Genomic DNA, 18,249 nt, shown 5'->3' on the forward strand with positions numbered 1-18,249 from the left:
CAGAAGAACACCACGCCCACGTCGTCCATGACGATGTAGAGCGACGAGAGCAGCGTGACGATGCAGCCCTGTATGACGAGGATGTTGACCTGCACGCCGTTTTTGTTGGTCTTTTGCAGGAAACAGGGCAGTACACCCTCCTGGGCCGTCCACAGCAGGCCGCGGCTCGGGCCCGAAATCCACGACATGACGCCGGCCAGTGCGCCGAATGCCACGAGCAGCCCCATGACGTTCGAGAGCCAGCCGATGTGGTAGTGGTCGAAGACGATCTGAAACGTGGTGAACAGCCCCGACTGGAGGTTGATCTGGTCGTAGGGGGTGATGATCGCCACGGCCAGCGCACCCAGCGTGAAGAGCCCGAACGAGATCAGCGCCGCCAGGAACATGGCGCGCGGGAACTGGGTCTGCGGCTTATCGAGCTCCGGGGCATGTACGGCGTGTACCTCGACGCCGGCGAAGAGCAGCAGTATCCCGGCCAGGAATGCGATGTCGCTCATGCCCGTGATGTGCGGGAAGAGGCGCGGATGCACGTGGTGCGCCGCGTCGATATTGACGACCTGGCTGACGGTGTCGGGGATGTGCTCCAGTGCGACGGGGTTGCCTCCGGCCATCCAGATGACGGCCATGACGATTACGACGATGCCGGGAAGCACCGTGCCGATCAGAAACCCTTTGCTCGTAATGCCCGATATGGCCGAGGTGCCGCGCAGCGTGACCAGCGTGGCGCACCAGTACATGGCGATCGAGAAAAGCCCCACGAAAAGTCCGTTCTGCGCCAGGCCGGGCATCCCGATCATATAGGCGATCGAGGCTGCGGCAAAGCCCAGCACGGTGGGGTACCATACGACGTTCTGGATCCATTGCAGGAAGATGGCCGTGAACCCCAGGTGTTTGTTGAACGCCTCCTTGACCCAGGTGTAGACCCCGCCGCCCTTCGAGGCGAAGGCGCTTCCCAGTTCGGCACCTACCAGCGCCGCCGGGATCAGGAACAGGAACGTGGCGAAAAAGATGTAGAAGAACATCGTCAGCTCCTCCTGCGCCATCATCGGGAGTCCGCGCAGGCTGATAACCGCCGCCGCGGTCATCAGGGCGAGCTGTGTCGTGGTGATATTTTTACGTTTTGCCATGATGTGGAATTGTGTTTTACAACTGGCCGTCAATCAGTTTCTGTGCCGCAACGCGGCCGGGCTGATGTTTTTTCGGGCGTGTGCATGGTTTATGCGGGCGTTTCCGCGCCCCGCGGGCTCCTCTGCGCCTGCGTGTTGACCGCCTGCGGACGGGGCGCAAAAAAACAGCAGGGAATCTCACGATTGCCTGCTGCCCTTGGAGGATTGCCCTCCTAAAACTACTAACCCAAACTTAAATAAATGAAGAAACCTCACTGCGGTTGCTGTTCCGCAGTTACCCGGTATGTTGCAAATCCCGTGCCGCGGCGCCGTGTCGGAAAGGCGTTTGTGTGTGCGGCGGGGGTGCGGCCTATGATACATGCCGGCGGGAAAGGGTATAAACAACTGCAGGATGTCCCCACGGACATCCTGCGTGTGCTGTTTCCGGTAATCCCGGGTTGTGGCAAGGGGATTATTTCTACTTGCGTTTGTCCCTCATCTCCACGGCGCCTTCGTAAGTGCCGCTGACCTTGCGGCCTTTGTCGGTCGTAAAGTCGAGTACGAAGCGGTAGTTGGTGCCGACCTTCGTGACTGTCACCGTGCCGGACGTGATGAACCCGTAAACCGATTCGTTGGAGGCGTTGCGTTCCTCGCAATAGGTTCCCATGGCCAGCATGGAGTCCATGAACTCTATCTGCTCGCCCGGTGCGTAGGTGCCCGGCGTGCCTGTGTCGGACACCGTGTAGGTTCCTTCCTGGAGTACCATTTCTTCGGAAAGTGCGGTCGTCAGGTAGAGCGATACCATATGCCCGGCCCCTATGAGGTAGTCGTAATCGTCGTTGACCGTCGGCTGGACATCGTAGAGGTTTACGACGCAGTCGTTTGCCGTGCCGGCATCGTTGTTATAGTATTTAGCCAGTGCGCGGATGAAAGTTGCGTTCGTGACGTCGTTTTCGAGGTCGGGCAGGGGCTCGATTTTGACGGCTGTCTTGTCCTCGATCGTAATCGGGCCGGTGTAGCTGGCCGTGAACTCTTTGTCGTCGGTCGTGGTCAGCGTGGCCTTGACCGTAAAGGTCGAGCCGGACTTTGTCACAGCGATCGTTCCTGCCTTGAATTCCACTTTCGTGATATTCCCCTTGCCGTCGTTGACCATGCAGTAGGTCTTGGCCGGGTGGAATGTCGAAATGGATTTGTCGGTGGCATATTTGTAGGTGCGATCCGGCAGGACGATGTTATTCATATTCGTGGGAGTAAATTGATAGAGGTTCAGGCTCATGGTACGCCCGGCTCCGATGGTCGCATACACTCCGTCGGCACCTACGGCCTCGCCGTCGGCTAATATGACGAGGTATTCACCGTATCGGCCACCTTCGGGAATACCATAATAGCCGCCGGCTACCTGGCGGTCGAAGACGGCCGGGCCGCTCAAATCCTTGTCGGTGGCCATTTCAATCGACTTGACTTCGGAATAGACCTCTTTGTTGGATGCTGCGACGGCGATGACATAGGTGGTGCCGTCTTTCAGGTTGTCTACGGTGATCTCCCCGGCCTGTGCGATGGCTGTACCGTCGGTGAGGATTTTTTCGGCCGTCGGGACAGGCGTGCCGTCCGCTTTTTCGAGGCATACGTAGGCGGCCTTCTCCGTGTCGGCGAGGCCTACCGTAAAGGTGAGTGTCGTCGGGGCTGTGGCTCCCGCTGTCAGCGTCACCACGGGCGTCGGCGTTCCGGTTGCCATCACGATGCTATTGACTTCCGAGTAGATCCCGGTGTTGGCGACAGCTGCCGCGATGACGTAGGTGGTCGAGGGTTTCAGGTTCTCGACAAGGATATCGCCCGTCTGTGCGATGGCTTTGCCGTCACGCAGTATCTCCTCGGCCGTGGGAAGGGTCAGCCCCTCGGTCTTTTCGAGGCAGACATAGGCTGCGGTTTCTGGGTCGGTCAGGGCGGCGTTGAACGTAAGGGTCGTTGTGGTGGACTGGCCCGGTGTCAGGACGACCGCGGGATGTACGCCGGGTGCCGAGGTGGTGTGCTCGATCGAGCTGACCTTACCGTTGATGTTGCCTTTCAGGGCGACGGCGGAGAGGCGGTAGGCCGTGTTGGGTTCGAGGCCGGCGATCTCGACGACGCCCGATGCGCTTACGGACTGGCCTTCGGCGATGATCGTCGCTGCCGCAGGCACGGCTTCGGACGCCTTGGTGCAGATGTAGCTGCATTTGTCCGCATCCTTGAGTGTGAGCGTGAATTTCAGGGAGTTGAATGCGGCGTCGCCGATGGCGAGCGTGACGCTTGGGTCAGGATTTCCCCCCCCCTCGTTTTTGTCGTCGCATGAGCTTAGCAGACCAGAGCACAGCACCAACAGTGCCGTTCCCCATGACAGGAAAGATTTGATCATAGTGGTTAAACTTTGGAAATTAGTGGGTTAATACTGTTGTTCGGGCGCAGGGCCGGTCGTCTTTGGATATTCAATCGGGTTTACGGGGCGGCCGTGCAATATGTGACGGGATAAAAATAACCTTTCTGCCAATAAAATCCAAATTTTTTTTTATCCGTCTTGCCTGAAAGTGCGATAAATCGGGGGTGAGGGTGCCGGAGTGAACGGGTGGAGGACAATATATAACAAGACAGCAGGGAATCTCACGATTGCCTGCTGCCCTTGGAGGATTGCCCTCCTAAAACTACTAACCCAAACTTAAATAAATGAAGAAACCTCACTGCGGTTGCTGTCCGCAGTTGACTATCCTCTCGCAAAACGTATGCCAAAGACAAAGGCCCGGAACATGATTCCGGGCCTTGCGCCGTTGCGGGGTATTACTGCGCCCCTGCGGGATATTTTCCGTAAGGGTTACCGGAAGATGCCCGTGTAGGTCGAGGGCGAGAGGGCGCGCAGCTCCTCTTTCACCGCCTCGGCCACGTCGAGCGTCTCGATGAATGCGGCGATCGACTCGTGCGTGATATGGGCGTTGGTGCGGGTCAGGGCCTTGAGCGCCTCGTAGGGCTTGGGATAACCTTCGCGGCGCAGGATGGTCTGGATGCCTTCGGCAACGACGGCCCAGTTGTTCTCCAGGTCGCGCTCGAGGGCTTCGCGGTTGAGGATTACCTTGTTCAGCCCCTTCATCAGCGAGCGGAGCGCGATGGCCGCATGGGCAATGGGGACGCCGATGTTACGCAGCACGGTCGAATCTGTCAGGTCGCGTTGCAGGCGCGAAACGGGGAGCTTCGACGCGAGGTGTCCGAAGACGGCGTTGGCGATGCCGAAATTCCCCTCGGCGTTCTCGAAGTCGATGGGGTTGACCTTATGGGGCATGGCGCTCGAACCGACTTCGCCCGCCTTGATCTGCTGTTTGAAGTATTCCATCGAGATGTACGTCCACATGTCGCGGCAGAGGTCGATCAGGATGGTGTCGATGCGCTTCATGTTGTCGAAGATCGCCGCGAGGTTGTCGTAATGCTCGATCTGCGTGGTATATTGCGAGCGGCAGAGCCCCAGCGTTTCGCCCACGAATTTGTTGGCGAAGGCTACCCAGTCGTACTGCGGGTAGGCTGCCCGGTGGGCGTTGAAGTTGCCTGTTGCGCCGCCGAATTTGGCGGGCACTGCGATGTCGTGCAGCATGGCGAGCTGTTTCTCCACGCGTTCGACAAAGACCATGAACTCCTTGCCCAGCGTCGTGGGGGAGGCCGGCTGGCCGTGGGTGCGGGCCAGCATCGGCACGTCGCGCCATTCGTCGGCGAAGGCGGCCAGTTTGTCGCGCACCTCTTCGACGGCCGGGTAGTAAACCCCTGCCATAGCGTCCTTGAGCGAGAGCGGGATGGCCGTGTTGTTGATGTCCTGCGAGGTGAGGCCGAAATGTACGAATTCCTTGTAAGCCCCCAGTCCGAGGCTGTCCATTTTTTCCTTGATGATGTACTCTATGGCTTTGACGTCGTGGTTGGTGACCGATTCGATCTCCTTCACGCGCTCGGCGTCGGCCGGTGCGAAATCGAGGTACAGGGCGCGCAGGGCTGCGAATTTCGTATGGTCGATGTCCGCCAGCTGGGGCAGCGGCAACTCGCACAGCGCGATGAAATACTCCACTTCGACGCGGATGCGGTAGCGGATGAGCGCCTGTTCTGAAAAATAATCGGCTAATTTCCCCGTTGTATTACGGTAGCGGCCATCGACGGGGGAGATGGCGGTAAGGCTGTTGAGCGGATTGGAGTTCATGGATTTATGTATGGTTTTATATAATACGCCTCCGGCGTCCGGACTCCGCCTGCGCCCGGCAGGGCCTGCCCGAAGGCTTTGCCCCGCCCGCCGGCAAAGTTCCGGCACCAAATTTACGACATTTAATTGAAATACGCATAATTTTCCCTACCTTTGTAGGGTTGTAAACCGAAAATGCAATGAATTTTCTGACAGCGATCATAGATGGCCTGGTGAGGTTCGTGCAGCGCAATCCGCTGACGACCCTGGTCATCCTCATCCTGGCTGTCGGCGCCCCGGCGCTGCTCAGGGGAATCGCACTTTTTTTTCTCTATTTCATTATGGGAGTCATCGTATTGGTAGTAGCGGCGATCCTGCTGTTCCGCTGGCGCGTCTATAAGATGCGCCGCCGGATGGAAGAACAGTTCGGCGAAGGGAACTTCGGCGGACAGGGCTTCGGCTCGCCCTTTGCAGGGGAGCCCCGCAAGGGTCGCGAAGGCGAAGTGAAGGTATATAAAACCTCGGAAACGCCCGAGAAACGGGTCTCGCGCGACGTGGGCGACTATGTCGAATTCGAAGAGACCAAGGAGCCCGGAGAGGAGTAGCGCCATGTGGAAGATATTTGAGTTGATCGGCCGTTATTTCATGCTGATGGGAAAGGTCTTTTCCCGTCCGGAGAAGGCTGCCATCTACCGCCGGCGCATCATTTACGAAATGGAGTCTCTGGGAATCGACTCGATCGGCCTGACGGCCATTATTTCGGTATTCATCGGTGCGGTCATCACCCTGCAGATGTGCATCAACCTCGATTCGCCGTTCATCCCCCGTTCGCTGGTCGGTTACGCCACGCGCGAGACGATGATCCTCGAATTCTCGTCGACGGTCGTGGCGCTGATCCTGGCCGGCAAGGTTGGTTCGAGCATCGCTTCGGAGATCGGCACGATGCGCATTACCGAACAGATCGACGCACTGGAGATCATGGGTGTCAATTCGGCTTCGTACCTCATCCTGCCGAAGATCGTCGCCGCGGTGGTCTTCTTCCCGTTCCTGACGATCCTCAGCATCGCCATCGGAATCATCGGCGGCTGGGCCATCGCCTACCTGACCGGCATTATGATCCCGGCCGACTATGTCGACGGACTGCTGATGGACTTCAAGCCCTATTCGATCGTCTACTCGCTTATCAAGACCGCCGTGTTCGCCTATATCATCACCTCGATTTCGGCGTTCTACGGTTACTTTGCCAAGGGCAATTCGCTCGAAGTGGGCGCCGCCTCGACGCGCGCCGTGGTGGCCAGTTCCGTGGTAATCATGATCTTTAACCTGATCCTTACGCAAGTCCTGCTGATATGATACGTGCCGAGCACATCACCAAATCGTTCGACGGGCGCGTGGTGCTCGACGACATCTCGATCGAGTTCCTGACCGGGAAGACCAACCTCATCATCGGGCGCAGCGGTTCGGGCAAGACCGTGCTGCTGAAAACGCTGGTAGGGCTGCATGAACCCGATTCGGGCGACGTGTGGTACGACGATACGAATTTCACGCGTCTCGATTTCCGCGAGCGGCGCGCCATCCGCAAGGACATCGGCATGATTTTCCAGGGCGGGGCGCTGCTCGACTCTTCGACCGTCGAGGAGAACGTCAAGCTGCCGCTCGACCTCTTCACCTCGCAGAGCGAGAAAGAGAAGATGGAACGTGTGGATTTCTGCCTGCAGCGCGTGCGGCTGGAAGACGCCAACCACCTCTATCCCGCCGAGTTGTCGGGCGGAATGATCAAGCGCGTGGCCATCGCCCGCGCCATCGTGCTCAACCCGCGTTACCTGTTCTGCGACGAGCCCAACTCGGGCCTCGACCCGCAGACCTCGATCGTCATCGACAACCTGATCCACGAAATCACGCGCGAGTACAACATCACGACGATCATCAATACGCACGATATGAACTCGGTGATGGAGATCGGCGAGAAAATTGTATACATCCACGAAGGCCGCAAGTGGTGGGAGGGTACCAAGGACGATATCCTGCATGCCGACAACCCGGAACTCAACGATTTCGTATTCGCCTCGGCGATGGCCAAAAAGGCCAAGCTGGCTGCAAAGTAGGCAGCCGGGTTCCTAAAAAAATTTAATTTTTTATTTGCGTAATATACATAAAGTATGTACTTTTGCGCAGTGAAAAAATAGTGCATTTTTTTATTAACAAATAAATCATAAAACTATGTCAAAGATCAAAGTTGGTATCAACGGTTTCGGTCGTATCGGCCGTCTGGTATTCCGCGCTGCATGCAACAATGCAGACATTGAGGTTGTAGGTATCAATGACCTCGTTCCGGTAGACTACATGGCTTACATGCTCAAGTACGACTCGGTACACGGCCGTTTCAACGGTACGATCGACTATAACGTGGAGAAGGGCCAGCTCATCGTGAACGGCAACGTGATCCGCGTAACCGCCGAGAAGGATCCCGCAAACCTGAAGTGGAACGAAGTCGGCGCCGAGTATATCGTAGAGTCGACCGGTCTGTTCCTGACCAAGGAGAAAGCCGAGGCCCACATTGCAGCCGGTGCCAAATATGTCGTTATGTCGGCCCCCTCGAAGGACGACACCCCGATGTTCGTATGCGGCGTGAACACCGACAGCTACGCCGGCCAGAAGATCGTTTCGAACGCATCGTGCACCACGAACTGCCTCGCTCCGCTGGCTAAGGTCATCAACGACAACTTCGGCATCGTCGAGGGTCTCATGACCACCGTACACGCTACCACCGCAACGCAGAAGACCGTAGACGGCCCCTCGATGAAGGACTGGCGCGGCGGCCGTGCTGCCGGCGGCAACATCATCCCCTCGTCGACCGGTGCTGCAAAGGCCGTAGGCAAGGTGATCCCCGCCCTGAACGGCAAACTGACCGGTATGGCATTCCGCGTTCCGACGCTCGACGTTTCGGTCGTAGACCTGACCTGCCGTCTGGAGAAGGGCGCTTCGTACGACGAGATCAAGGCTGCCATGAAGAAGGCTTCGGAGAACGAGTTCAAGGGTATCATCGAGTACACCGAGGACGACGTGGTTTCGACCGACTTCACGGGTGACGCCAACACCTCGATCTTCGACGCCAAGGCCGGTATCGCACTCAACCCGAACTTCGTGAAGCTCGTGGCTTGGTACGACAACGAGTGGGGCTACTCGAACAAGGTCGTGATGCTGATTCAGAAGATGGCCGCTTACAACAACAAATAATCGTAAGCCGTCGCTATAATGGAAGAAGGAACCCGTGTGGGTTCCTTCTTTTTTTGTGGCTGCGGGGGGGCTGAGGTTGCCCTGCCAGGCAACGTGTTCCGGGACGGCGGGTGTTGTCCCGGGATGCCCGCTACCGGGCTTCGGAATCCACGCGCATCTCGATCGAGGCGCCCGACCACTGGTTGATGAGGCGTTTCTCCGCGCGGAGCCGCCGTCCGCCGTATGCGATGCGGATTTCGACTTCGAAGGGTGCCGTGTCGCCGATGTCGTTGCCGGCCGGCAGCGTATGGGGTACGATATAGATGTAGAGCAGAAGGTGGTCGCACGGCCCGGTTTCGAGACTTGCGCGGCCGCCGCCGGGATTCCCGGCGGGCTTTTCCCGCAGGTTCGAGCCGACGTCGGCGACATGTGCCTCGGTCGATGCGAAGCCGGTGCGGTTGCCCGCCGTGTCGAAGCAGCCGCACATCAGCGCGACGTTGTAGCGCCACCAGCCTTCGTAGCGGCTCGAAATCTCGATTGTGAATCCCTCTTTTGTTGCCATACGGTGCAAATATAACGATTTTTGCCGAAGATGGAATCCGCGGCCGGAATTTCCGGAGCCTGTGCCGTGCCTCTTCTGCGGGCGGGCGACCGGATATCCGGGAGTGCGGGGATGCTAAAACTCTGCATTTTCTTTGCAAATGTCTTATATTTTCGTAACTTTGTGCCCTAAATGCGCTCCTATGGAGGAAACAAAAAGATATACGATTGCTTACAGGGGGCTCAGGAGCGGCCTGCACGACTTCCATTTCAAGGTCGACGGCGGGTTGTTCAGGGCTTTCGGCAGTACGGAAATCAAGGACGGGGACTGCGATGTCTCGGTCGCCCTGGAGCGCGGCGAGTCGATGCTTACGCTTGATGTTACCGTGGACGGGAGTGTCGTCGTGGAGTGCGACCGGTGTCTGGAAGACTGCAATGTGCCAATCCATTACGAGGGACAGTTGCTGGTGAAATTCTCGGACGAGGTGCATGAGTACGACGGCGAAGTCATGTGGCTGCTGCCGATGGAGGACGAAGTCGACCTGACGCAGTACATCTACGAGAGTATCGTACTGGCGCTGCCTTACCAGCGGGTGCATCCCGACGGGGAGTGCAATCCCGACATGCTGGAACGTTTCCGCATCGTTTCCGACGAGGAGTTCGGGAGGCTCGAAGACAGGGCCGAGGCCGAGGGCCGCAACGAGGGCGAATGGGCCAAGCTGGCCGCGCTCAAGGAACAGATGGAGGCCGACGGGACGCAAACAGAACAAAAGGAATAAGCTATTTCCGGCCGGGAGGCGCTTTTGTTCCGGGCCGGGAAATATTTAGGACAGGAAATACGTTAAACTTATAATTTATATTGTAAAATGGCACATCCTAAACACAAAGTCTCGTCGACGCGACGCGATAAGAGAAGAACTCATTACAAGGCTGTCGTTCCGACGGTGGTCATCTGCTCGAACTGCGGCGCAGCTACGTTGTATCACCGCGTATGCCCCGAATGCGGGTTCTATCGCGGAAAGCTGGCGATCGAGAAAAAGGCTGCCGAATAAATCGGCAGGGTTAAAGAGTGCATCCGCGAGGCTGCCCTCTTTTTAATTTATGCAAGCACCTGTCTTTGTGTGTGCGGCCGTCCGGCCTGTGACCGGATGCCGGCAGGGAGGGGCGGGACGTGAAGTTTAACCAAATCGCACGATTATGTTAAAGATTGGTGTAGATGCCATGGGAGGTGATTATGCGCCCGAGGCTGCGGTCAAAGGGGCTGTCATGGCACTCGATGCGATCGGGCCCGACAGCCGTATCGTATTGTTCGGCGACGAGGCGAGGGTCAGGGCCGTGCTCGCGGGCGAAGGCTGTCCTGCCGACCGGTTCGATATCGTTGCCACCACCGAGGTGATCGAAATGGGCGACCATCCCGCCAAGGCGTTCCAGGCCAAGGCCGATTCCAGCATCACGGTGGGCTTCGGTTACCTGGCCAAAGGGGCCATAGACGGTTTTGCCAGTGCCGGCAGCACGGGCGCCATGATGGTCGGGTCGATGTACGCCGTGAAACCGATCGAGGGGGTTATCCGTCCCACGATCTCATCCATCATTCCTACGGTGACGGGGCATCCCGCGCTGTTGCTGGACGTGGGATTGAACGTAGACTGCAAACCCGAGGTGCTGGCGCAGTACGGGCTGATAGGCTCGATTTATGCCGAAGCCGTGCTCGGGATCCGAAAACCCCGTGTAGCCGTGCTCAACATCGGCGAGGAGGAGACCAAGGGCAATACGCAGTCCAAGGCCACGTACGAGTTGCTGAAGGCCGACGACCGCATCGATTTCGTGGGTAACGTCGAGGCGTCGTACCTCTTCACGGGCAAGGTCGCAGACGTGGTCGTCTGCGACGGTTTCGTGGGCAATACGGTACTGAAGATGGCCGAGGGCCTCTACCACATCAACAAGAAACTCGGCGGCGGAAACGCTTTCTGGGACGCGATGAATTACGAGAACGTGGGCGGTACGCCCGTGCTCGGCGTCAATGCGCCTGTGGTCATCGGCCATGGTATCTCATCGCCCAAGGCGATCAGGAGCATGATCCTTTCGGCCGAGCGGTGCATTACGGCGGATCTGACCGCTAAGTTGCAGCGCGCTTTCAAAAATTAATAATCATTAGGTAAAGAAAAGTTAATGGGCAAGATAACAGCAGCAATTACCGGTGTGGGTCTATATCTCCCCGATTATATCCTCACCAACGAAGAATTAAGCACCATGGTCGACACGTCCGACGAGTGGATCATGTCGCATATCGGCGTCAAGACGCGCCATATCCTCAAGGGCGAAGGCGTCGGCTCTTCCTATATGGGTGCCCGCGCGGTCATCAACCTGCTGGACAAGGCGGGCGTAGACCCGATGGAGGTGGATCTGGTGATCTGCGCCACGGTGACCCCCGATATGTTCTTCCCTTCGACGGGTAATCTGATCGCCGACCAGGCGGGTTGCAAAAACGCTTTCGCGTACGACGTTTCGGCGGCTTGCAGCGGTTTTCTCTTCGCACTGACGACAGGTGCCAAGTTCATCGAGTCGGGATCGTGCAAGAAGGTGGTCGTGGTCGGTGCCGACAAGATGTCGACCATCGTCGACTATACCGACCGTTCGACCTGTCCGATCTTCGGCGACGGCGCCGCAGCCGTGCTGCTGGAACCCAATACGGAGGGTTACGGCGTACTGGACGAAATCCTGCGTTCGGACGGCTCGGGCGAGTTGCAACTTTACATGAAGGCCGGCGGATCGCGCTATCCGGCTTCGATCGAGACCGTGCAGAACAACTGGCACACGATCATGTGGGACGGACATGCCGTATTCAAGGCTGCTGTTTCGAAAATGGCCGACGTGTCGGTGGAGATCATGGAGCGCAACAACCTCACCTCGGACGACATCCGTTATCTGGTTCCCCATCAGGCCAACCTGCGCATCATCGACGCTACGGCCCGCCGCATGGGGCTCGACCATGACAAGTGCATGATCAATATCGACCGCAACGGCAACACCACGGCGGCGACGATCCCTTCGTGCCTCTACGACTACGAGAAGGAGCTGAAGCCGGGCGACAACCTGATCCTGTCGGCATTCGGCGGCGGGTATACGTGGGGTGCCATCTATGTGAAGTGGGCATACGACGGTTCGAAAGCCTGCCAGGTCGATCCTGCCGAGAAATAATCCGGTGCGGGCGAGAGCCCGGCCGAAAACACGGATAGGGCGGAAACTTGTACGGTTTCCGCCCTTTTCCGTGCCTGGGCTGTCCGTGCCGGAGCGGCGGGTGCAAGATTTTTTCGTATATTTGGACTTGGGCATTGCCGCTGCGGTTTCAGATTCTTTTCGGATTCGCAATGTAACTTTGTCCCGAAGAATATTTGCTGTTTATGAAAATCCTGATCGTGGAAGACGAACCCTCCCTGCGGGAGATCATGGTGCAGACGCTGCGCCGCGAACAGTATGTGGTCGAGCAGGCGTCCGATTACGCATCGGCGCTCGAAAAGATCGCCGGATACGATTACGACTGTATCCTGCTGGACATCATGCTGCCCGACGGCAGCGGCCTGCGGATACTCGAAGAGCTCAGGCGGCAGCGCAAACCTGCCGGCGTGATCATCATTTCGGCCCGGGATTCGCTCGATGACAAGGTCGAGGGGCTCGAGCTCGGGGCCGACGATTACCTGCCCAAGCCGTTCCATCTGGCGGAACTGAGCGCCCGTATCCGGAGCGTCGTGCGCCGTCACCAGCGCGACGGGCAGCAGAGCCTCGACGTGGGGAATGTCCGCCTCTACCCCGACAGCCGCCGTGTGGAGGTGGCCGGGTGCGAGGTGGAACTGCTGCGCAAGGAGTACGACATCCTCTACTATTTTATGAGCCGCCCGAACCATATGGTCGATAAGGCCACGCTGGCAGAAGCCGTGTGGGGCGACCATATCGACCAGGCGGATAATTTCGATTTCGTATACGCCCAGATGAAGAACCTGCGCCGCCGGCTCCACGACGCGCAGGCCGACATCGAGATCCGGGCCGTCTATGGATTCGGCTATAAACTCGTTGCCCCATGAGGTTGGTCTATCGCATCGTGTTGCACATGTCCTGGGCCCTCTCGCTGTTGCTGGCGGGGTGGGCCGTGTTGTTCTACCTGACGATGATCGACGAGATCAACGACGAGGTGGACGATTCGCTGGAGAACTATGCCGAGATGCTGGTCACGCGGAGCCTCGCGGGGAGGGAACTGCCTGCCGCCTATTCGGGCAGCAACAACGGCTATTACCTGCACGACGTGTCAGCGGAGTATGCCGAAGGGCGGCAGCATATGGTTTTCAGCGACGAGGAGATATTTATTCCTGAGAAAGACGAAGAGGAACCGGCGCGGGTGCTGCGGACGATATTCCGCGACAGCGGAGGACGTTACAAGGAACTGACCGTGATGACCCCGACCATCGAAAAGGACGACTTGCAGGAAGCGATCCTCTGGTGGATCGTCTACCTCTATCTGTTCCTGTTGCTGGCGATCCTGCTGGTCAACGTGCTGGTGCTTCACCGTACCCTGCGGCCGCTCTATGCCCTGTTGCGATGGTTCGACAGTTATACCGTGGGCGGGAAGAACGCCCCGCTGGTGAACGATACGAAGGTCGTCGAATTCCGGCGGCTGAACGAGGCGGCGAACCGTTATGCCGAGCGGGCGGAGTCCCTGTTCGAACGCCAGAAACAATTTATCGGCAATGCCTCGCATGAGATGCAGACCCCGCTGGCCATTTGCCGCAACCGGCTGGAGATGCTCGTGGACGACGGTTCGGCGTTGACCGAGGCGCAGCTCGGCGAAATACTGAAGGTGCAGGGGACGCTGGACTACCTCGTGCGGCTCAACCGCTCGCTGCTGCTGCTTTCGAAGATCGAGAACGGACAATTCCCCGAGACGGAACAGGTCGACTTCAACGCCCAGGTGCGGCGTACGGCCGAGGATATGGAGGAGATCTACGCCGGGCGCGAAATGCGTTTCGAACTGCATGAGCAGGGACATCTGTCTGTGCGGATGAATCCGTCGCTGGCGGCCAGCCTGGTGTCGAACCTGCTGAAAAACGCCTATGTCCACGGCGACAAGGGCGGGACGGTGTCGGTCACTGTTGCCCCGCATGAACTGCGCGTCTGCAACAGCAGCGGAGGAGGAGCACTTGACGCGGAGCATATTTTCGAGCGCTTTTACCAGGGGACGAAGAAGGAGGGTTCGACGGGGCTCGGCCTCTCGATCGTCGACGCCGTGTGCCGCCTTTACGGGCTGCGCGTGGGATACTCTTATATAAATAGGTGCCACTGTTTCTCGGTACATTTCCGGATATAAAAAACGAAAAAAACGGATCGGGGCCGATTATTTCAACTTCATTTCAGCTTTAGGTCGCAACTTTGCACTGTGAACACAAGTCAAACCTAATATTGAAACGATTATGAAAAAGCTCATGATGATTCTCGCAGGCACAGCCCTGATGGTAACTTCCGCCCCCGCATTCGCGGGCAACGACCGTCCGATCGCAGTCGGCGAACTTCCGGCTACGGCACAGCAATTTATCAAGGCGCATTTTGCCGGTGTAGAAGTCTCCTTATCCAAGGTGGACGAGGAACTTTTCGACAAGGATTACAAGGTCGTGTTCGTCAACGGCGCGAAGGTCGAATTCACGAAGAACGGCGAATGGAAAGATGTCGAATGCAAATACGGCGAGGTGCCGGCCGCCATCGTACCGCAGCAGATCCGCGACTATGTCGCCAAGAACTATCCCGACCGCAAGATCACGGCGATCGACCGCGACCGCCGCGACTACGAAGTCGAACTGGACAACGGCCTCGACCTGAAATTCGACCTGAAGTTCCGTCTGATAGACATCGACAATTAATTTAACCCCGGGATTAACCTCAAATTCGGAATCGTATGAAGAAATTCATGGTATTGGTAATGGGACTCGTGTCGCTGGGTGCGATGGCGGGTTGTGACGACGACAGTAAATCGGTAAAGGTACCGGCCGCCGTGCAGGCTGCTTTCGGGGAGATGTTCCCCGCTGCAAGCCATGTCGAATGGGAAGACAAGGGCGGGTATATGGTCGCCGATTTCCGCAGCGCGGGTATGTACATGCAGGCATGGTTCGATGCCGCCGGCAAATGGTACATGACCGAGGAGGATATCTCCTATGCCGAGTTGCCCCGGGCAGTGCGTACTGCCTACGAAGCCGGCGATTATGCCGCTTGGCATGTGGACGACGTGGATAAGCTGCTGCGCAACGGCCAGGAGACGGTCTATGTGCTCGAAGTCGAACGTGCCGAGCAGGAATTCGACCTCTATTATTCCGAGGACGGCGTGCTGTTGCGCGAAGTGCCCGACAGGGACGGCAATGACGATCACGGCGATATGCTTCCGCAGGAACTGTCGAAGGCGATCAGCGACTTCATCGCCCGGAAATACCCCGGTGCCCGTATCGTTGATGCGGAGCGGGAGAAGGGAAATACCGAGGTCGATATCATCTTCGCCGGGAAAGCGCTCGAGGTGTGCTTCGGTACGGGTGACGCCTGGCTGTGGACGAAAACCGGAGTGCGTCTTTCGGAGGTTCCGGACGTGGTGAGGCGGACTTTGCAGTCATCGCAGTACGGTACGTGGGTGATCGACGATGTTGACCTCTACGAAAGCCCCGACCGCGTGTGGTACGCCATCGAGGTGGAAGACCCGCAGTCCGAACGGGAGGCGACGGTGCGTATCCTCGAGGACGGCACCCTGCTCTGATCGTCCCGTATGCTTTTGCGGAGCCTGCATCCCGGAGGTGCGGGCTCCGTTTTTTTTGTTATAACATAGAGCTATATCGTTATAAAATAATATGATGTGTTTTTCGTACAAATTAGTAGAAACTATTGTATATTTGTATCAGGAAGAGAAAATACAAACACAAACTTAAAACAATATTACTATGTTAAGCAAAAGATTACATGACGCACTGAATGCGCAGATCAACGCCGAATTGTGGTCGGCCTATCTTTATCTTTCGATGTCGATGGACGCCGAGAACAAGGGGCTGAAAGGCGTGGCCAACTGGTTTTTCGTCCAGTTCCGCGAGGAGCAGGATCATGCCCGCATCCTGATGAACTACATCAATTCGCGCGATGCCAAGGTCGTGCTGAAGCCGATCGAGGAGGTGCGTACCGAGTGGACGTCGCCGCTCGATATGTTCAAGGATACGCTGGAGCATGAGAAGGTGGTGACTTCGATGATCAACAACCTGGCAGCCATCGCTGCCGAAGATAAGGATTTCGCATCGTCGAACATGCTCGTATGGTTCGTCGACGAGCAGGTCGAGGAGGAGGAGTCGGCACGCGACATGATTACCGCCTGCGAGGCTGTAGAGGGTAATAAGTTCGGGCTTTATACGCTCGACAAGGAACTGGCGGCCCGCGTTTACCAGCAGGCTTCGCCGCTTGCCACGGCAACCGAATAATTCGCAGCGAACCTGATTGCTGAGTCTGCCGCCCCGGTTTCCCGGGGCGGTTGCTTTTGCCGGATGTCCGGAAGTCCGTGTGTCCGGGCAGAATGGCTGGGAAAACAGTTCCTGGAAAGCTATTGGGGAGAAGCTATTCCGGGGGGGCTATTGAGAGGCATGATACCGGGGAAAGCGATTCCGAGGTATCGGGCGAGGTGTCGGGCAAGGGCGATTCCCGAGGGAGATTGCGGGGCTGATATGGGAGCGAGTTGCCGCATGCCGGAACCGTACCGGTCGGGAAGGAGGCGCGGGAATGGCCTTGTGAAGAGGGCCGGGAGCGGGATGTGGGAAAACAAGGGCCGGATGCCGGGACTCGTGCAGGGCGGATAGGGGGGCTCACCTCATCGCTTTGCCTTGTAGTCGATCCCGGCCTTGCGGGCCTGCGAATGCTGGTACGGGCGGCGGATGCGGTAAAGGCGCCCGTCCTTGACAAGCCGTGCACCGGTTTGGTGGAAAGCGAAGGGGATGTCTGCCGCGACGCATTGGCGGCGGATCGAAAGTATCCAGTCGTAATTGCAGGGGCGGGCTTCGTTGCCCGATTCGCCCCCGACGGAAACCTCTTCGATTCCGGGGACGAGGTATCGTGCGATGTCGAGCGGCCCGAGCAGCGGGGCGCAGATGATCAGCTTGTGGCGCAGGGGGGCGTCCAGCAGAAAAGGCAGCCGGTAGTCGGCCATCGCCTGGTTCTCGACCGTGCAGCCCACGGCGAGGTTTTCGTAGCCTCCGCCCCAGTCGGGCGGCAATACCTGCATGAGGCGGTCGATACGCTTGGTGATGAAGAAAAAGCGCAGGTCGCTGCGTATGCGGATCATCTCCCACGCTTCGGCGCGCCATGCGTCGGCCTCCTCGACGAGGAAATCGGACGTGAAGCAGGTGTAGACCATCTCGCCGGGCGGGACTTTGTAGCGTCCGTCGCGCGTGCGGCGCACGGGGAGGTTAAAGGCCGTTGTCCTGCGTACCTCGCGGCTGTCCTTGTCGTGCTGCGCATCCTGCCGGTAGACGTAGCAGTGCCGGCAGCCTTCGCTGAGCTTGCGGCATCCGTGCCACGGGTTCCAACTGACCGACATAACCTGTTATTTGAGTTCCATGCGCAGGCGCACCATGTGGCGGCACTCGACGCCGTTTTCGAAAAACGGAACGGGGTAGTGTTTGCTGAAATAGTCCACGTCGACGCCGCAGCGGACGAACCCGCAGCGTTCGTAGAGCGCAATCTGTCCCACGCCCAGATCGCCCGTACCGATTTCGAGAAGATGGAACCCGGCCGCACGGGCCGTGGCGACGGCGTGGCGGAGCATGGCCGTGGCGATGCCCTTGCGCTGGTGTTCGGGGACGACGGCGATATTGACCACTTCGGCCGTGAACGGCCGCGTGTGCAGGAATACATACTGGCCGAGGATTTCCCCGTCACGACGTGCGACATAGGTTGTGCCGCGGTCGGCGTAGTCGGCTACGGACTCTTCCGATTCGTCGGCCAGCAGCAGCAGGTCGCGCTGCGGCGTGTCTGTCTTTACAATTTCGAGATCCATGTCAGAAAAGCGATGCGGCGCCTTCGAAGGTCGCCAGTACGACGATATAACGCAGGGTCTTGCCCGCGAGCATCGAGCCGCCCGTGAGCCAGACGTTGCTGCGCATCAGCCCCAGCACGATGGCGATGGCCTCGCCGATCGTGGGCAGGAAT

19 protein-coding genes and 1 pseudogene are annotated in these 18,249 nt (G+C 58.1%); 13 read left to right on the plus strand and 7 right to left on the minus strand.

Features of this window, described 5'->3' with window-relative positions; genetic code table 11:
• The 3 genes from QVP03_RS01450 to purB form a co-directional block, all read right to left on the minus strand.
• Positions 1-1,127: APC family permease (locus tag QVP03_RS01450; RefSeq protein WP_288210592.1), on the minus strand; the 1,127-nt coding region annotated here is incomplete at its 3' end.
• Positions 1,128-1,584: 457 nt separating this feature from the next.
• A complete protein-coding gene (locus QVP03_RS01455; protein WP_022331904.1) occupies positions 1,585-3,498 on the minus strand; it encodes a hypothetical protein in 1,914 nt (637 codons plus the stop codon).
• 450 nt (positions 3,499-3,948) lie between these two features.
• Positions 3,949-5,307 (minus strand): adenylosuccinate lyase, encoded by a 1,359-nt coding sequence (gene purB / locus QVP03_RS01460; protein ID WP_022331905.1) that lies wholly within the window; start codon positions 5,305-5,307, stop codon positions 3,949-3,951.
• A 179-nt stretch (positions 5,308-5,486) separates the two neighbouring features.
• Between purB and QVP03_RS01465 the strand changes: the two genes are divergently transcribed.
• The 4 genes from QVP03_RS01465 (at position 5,487) to gap (ending at position 8,523) form a co-directional block, all read left to right on the plus strand.
• Positions 5,487-5,891 carry a DUF4834 family protein gene (locus QVP03_RS01465; protein WP_018694718.1) on the plus strand — a complete coding sequence of 135 codons (405 nt, stop codon included), beginning with the start codon at positions 5,487-5,489 and terminating at the stop codon, positions 5,889-5,891.
• Between the two features lie 4 nt (positions 5,892-5,895).
• Positions 5,896-6,639, plus strand: a complete 744-nt coding sequence (locus tag QVP03_RS01470) for an MlaE family ABC transporter permease (RefSeq protein ID WP_022331906.1) — start codon at positions 5,896-5,898, stop codon at positions 6,637-6,639.
• Positions 6,636-7,391, plus strand: coding sequence for an ABC transporter ATP-binding protein (locus QVP03_RS01475; RefSeq protein ID WP_018694720.1), 756 nt, complete (start codon positions 6,636-6,638; stop codon positions 7,389-7,391). Before QVP03_RS01470 ends, QVP03_RS01475 begins: the two co-directional genes overlap by 4 nt.
• 115 nt (positions 7,392-7,506) lie before the next feature.
• Positions 7,507-8,523 carry a type I glyceraldehyde-3-phosphate dehydrogenase gene (gap, locus tag QVP03_RS01480; RefSeq protein WP_018694721.1) on the plus strand — a complete coding sequence of 339 codons (1,017 nt, stop codon included), beginning with the start codon at positions 7,507-7,509 and terminating at the stop codon, positions 8,521-8,523.
• 130 nt (positions 8,524-8,653) lie between these two features.
• On the opposite strand, the gene QVP03_RS01485 is transcribed toward gap, so the two are convergent.
• Positions 8,654-9,064 (minus strand): hypothetical protein, encoded by a 411-nt coding sequence (locus QVP03_RS01485; protein ID WP_022331907.1) that lies wholly within the window; start codon positions 9,062-9,064, stop codon positions 8,654-8,656.
• 181 nt (positions 9,065-9,245) lie between these two features.
• Here QVP03_RS01485 and QVP03_RS01490 point away from each other — a divergent pair, with 181 nt between their 5' ends.
• The 9 genes from QVP03_RS01490 (at position 9,246) to QVP03_RS01530 (ending at position 16,529) form a co-directional block, all read left to right on the plus strand.
• Entirely contained in the window at positions 9,246-9,821 is a 576-nt protein-coding gene (locus QVP03_RS01490; RefSeq protein ID WP_022331908.1) for a YceD family protein, read from the plus strand.
• 87 nt (positions 9,822-9,908) lie between these two features.
• Entirely contained in the window at positions 9,909-10,094 is a 186-nt protein-coding gene (rpmF, locus tag QVP03_RS01495) for a 50S ribosomal protein L32 (RefSeq protein WP_033395117.1), read from the plus strand.
• Positions 10,095-10,239: 145 nt separating this feature from the next.
• A complete protein-coding gene (plsX, locus tag QVP03_RS01500; RefSeq protein ID WP_022331909.1) occupies positions 10,240-11,187 on the plus strand; it encodes a phosphate acyltransferase PlsX in 948 nt (315 codons plus the stop codon).
• Between the two features lie 24 nt (positions 11,188-11,211).
• Positions 11,212-12,240: a beta-ketoacyl-ACP synthase III gene (locus QVP03_RS01505; RefSeq protein WP_022331910.1), complete on the plus strand. Its 1,029-nt coding sequence runs from the start codon at positions 11,212-11,214 to the stop codon at positions 12,238-12,240.
• A 203-nt stretch (positions 12,241-12,443) separates the two neighbouring features.
• The gene (locus QVP03_RS01510) at positions 12,444-13,121 is read left to right on the plus strand and encodes a response regulator transcription factor (protein ID WP_018694727.1); all 678 of its coding nucleotides are present in this window, start codon (positions 12,444-12,446) and stop codon (positions 13,119-13,121) included.
• The gene (locus QVP03_RS01515) at positions 13,118-14,398 is read left to right on the plus strand and encodes a sensor histidine kinase (protein WP_022331911.1); all 1,281 of its coding nucleotides are present in this window, start codon (positions 13,118-13,120) and stop codon (positions 14,396-14,398) included. Before QVP03_RS01510 ends, QVP03_RS01515 begins: the two co-directional genes overlap by 4 nt.
• 103 nt (positions 14,399-14,501) lie before the next feature.
• The gene (locus QVP03_RS01520) at positions 14,502-14,945 is read left to right on the plus strand and encodes a PepSY-like domain-containing protein (RefSeq protein ID WP_055202849.1); all 444 of its coding nucleotides are present in this window, start codon (positions 14,502-14,504) and stop codon (positions 14,943-14,945) included.
• Between the two features lie 35 nt (positions 14,946-14,980).
• The gene (locus QVP03_RS01525) at positions 14,981-15,823 is read left to right on the plus strand and encodes a PepSY-like domain-containing protein (RefSeq protein WP_022331913.1); all 843 of its coding nucleotides are present in this window, start codon (positions 14,981-14,983) and stop codon (positions 15,821-15,823) included.
• A 181-nt stretch (positions 15,824-16,004) separates the two neighbouring features.
• Positions 16,005-16,529 carry a ferritin gene (locus QVP03_RS01530; RefSeq protein ID WP_022331914.1) on the plus strand — a complete coding sequence of 175 codons (525 nt, stop codon included), beginning with the start codon at positions 16,005-16,007 and terminating at the stop codon, positions 16,527-16,529.
• Between the two features lie 383 nt (positions 16,530-16,912).
• Here the strand turns inward: QVP03_RS01530 and QVP03_RS01535 are convergent, their stop codons facing one another.
• The 3 genes and pseudogenes from QVP03_RS01535 to QVP03_RS01545 form a co-directional block, all read right to left on the minus strand.
• Entirely contained in the window at positions 16,913-17,638 is a 726-nt protein-coding gene (locus tag QVP03_RS01535) for a DUF5131 family protein (protein WP_022331915.1), read from the minus strand.
• Between the two features lie 6 nt (positions 17,639-17,644).
• Positions 17,645-18,097, minus strand: a complete 453-nt coding sequence (locus tag QVP03_RS01540; protein WP_018694733.1) for a GNAT family N-acetyltransferase — start codon at positions 18,095-18,097, stop codon at positions 17,645-17,647.
• 1 nt (position 18,098) lies between these two features.
• Positions 18,099-18,249: pseudogene (locus tag QVP03_RS01545) on the minus strand (DedA family protein); the annotation flags it as partial.

Origin of the sequence: Alistipes sp. CAG:29 (assembly GCF_000435435.1) — a bacterium.
Taxonomy (GTDB): domain Bacteria; phylum Bacteroidota; class Bacteroidia; order Bacteroidales; family Rikenellaceae; genus Alistipes; species Alistipes onderdonkii.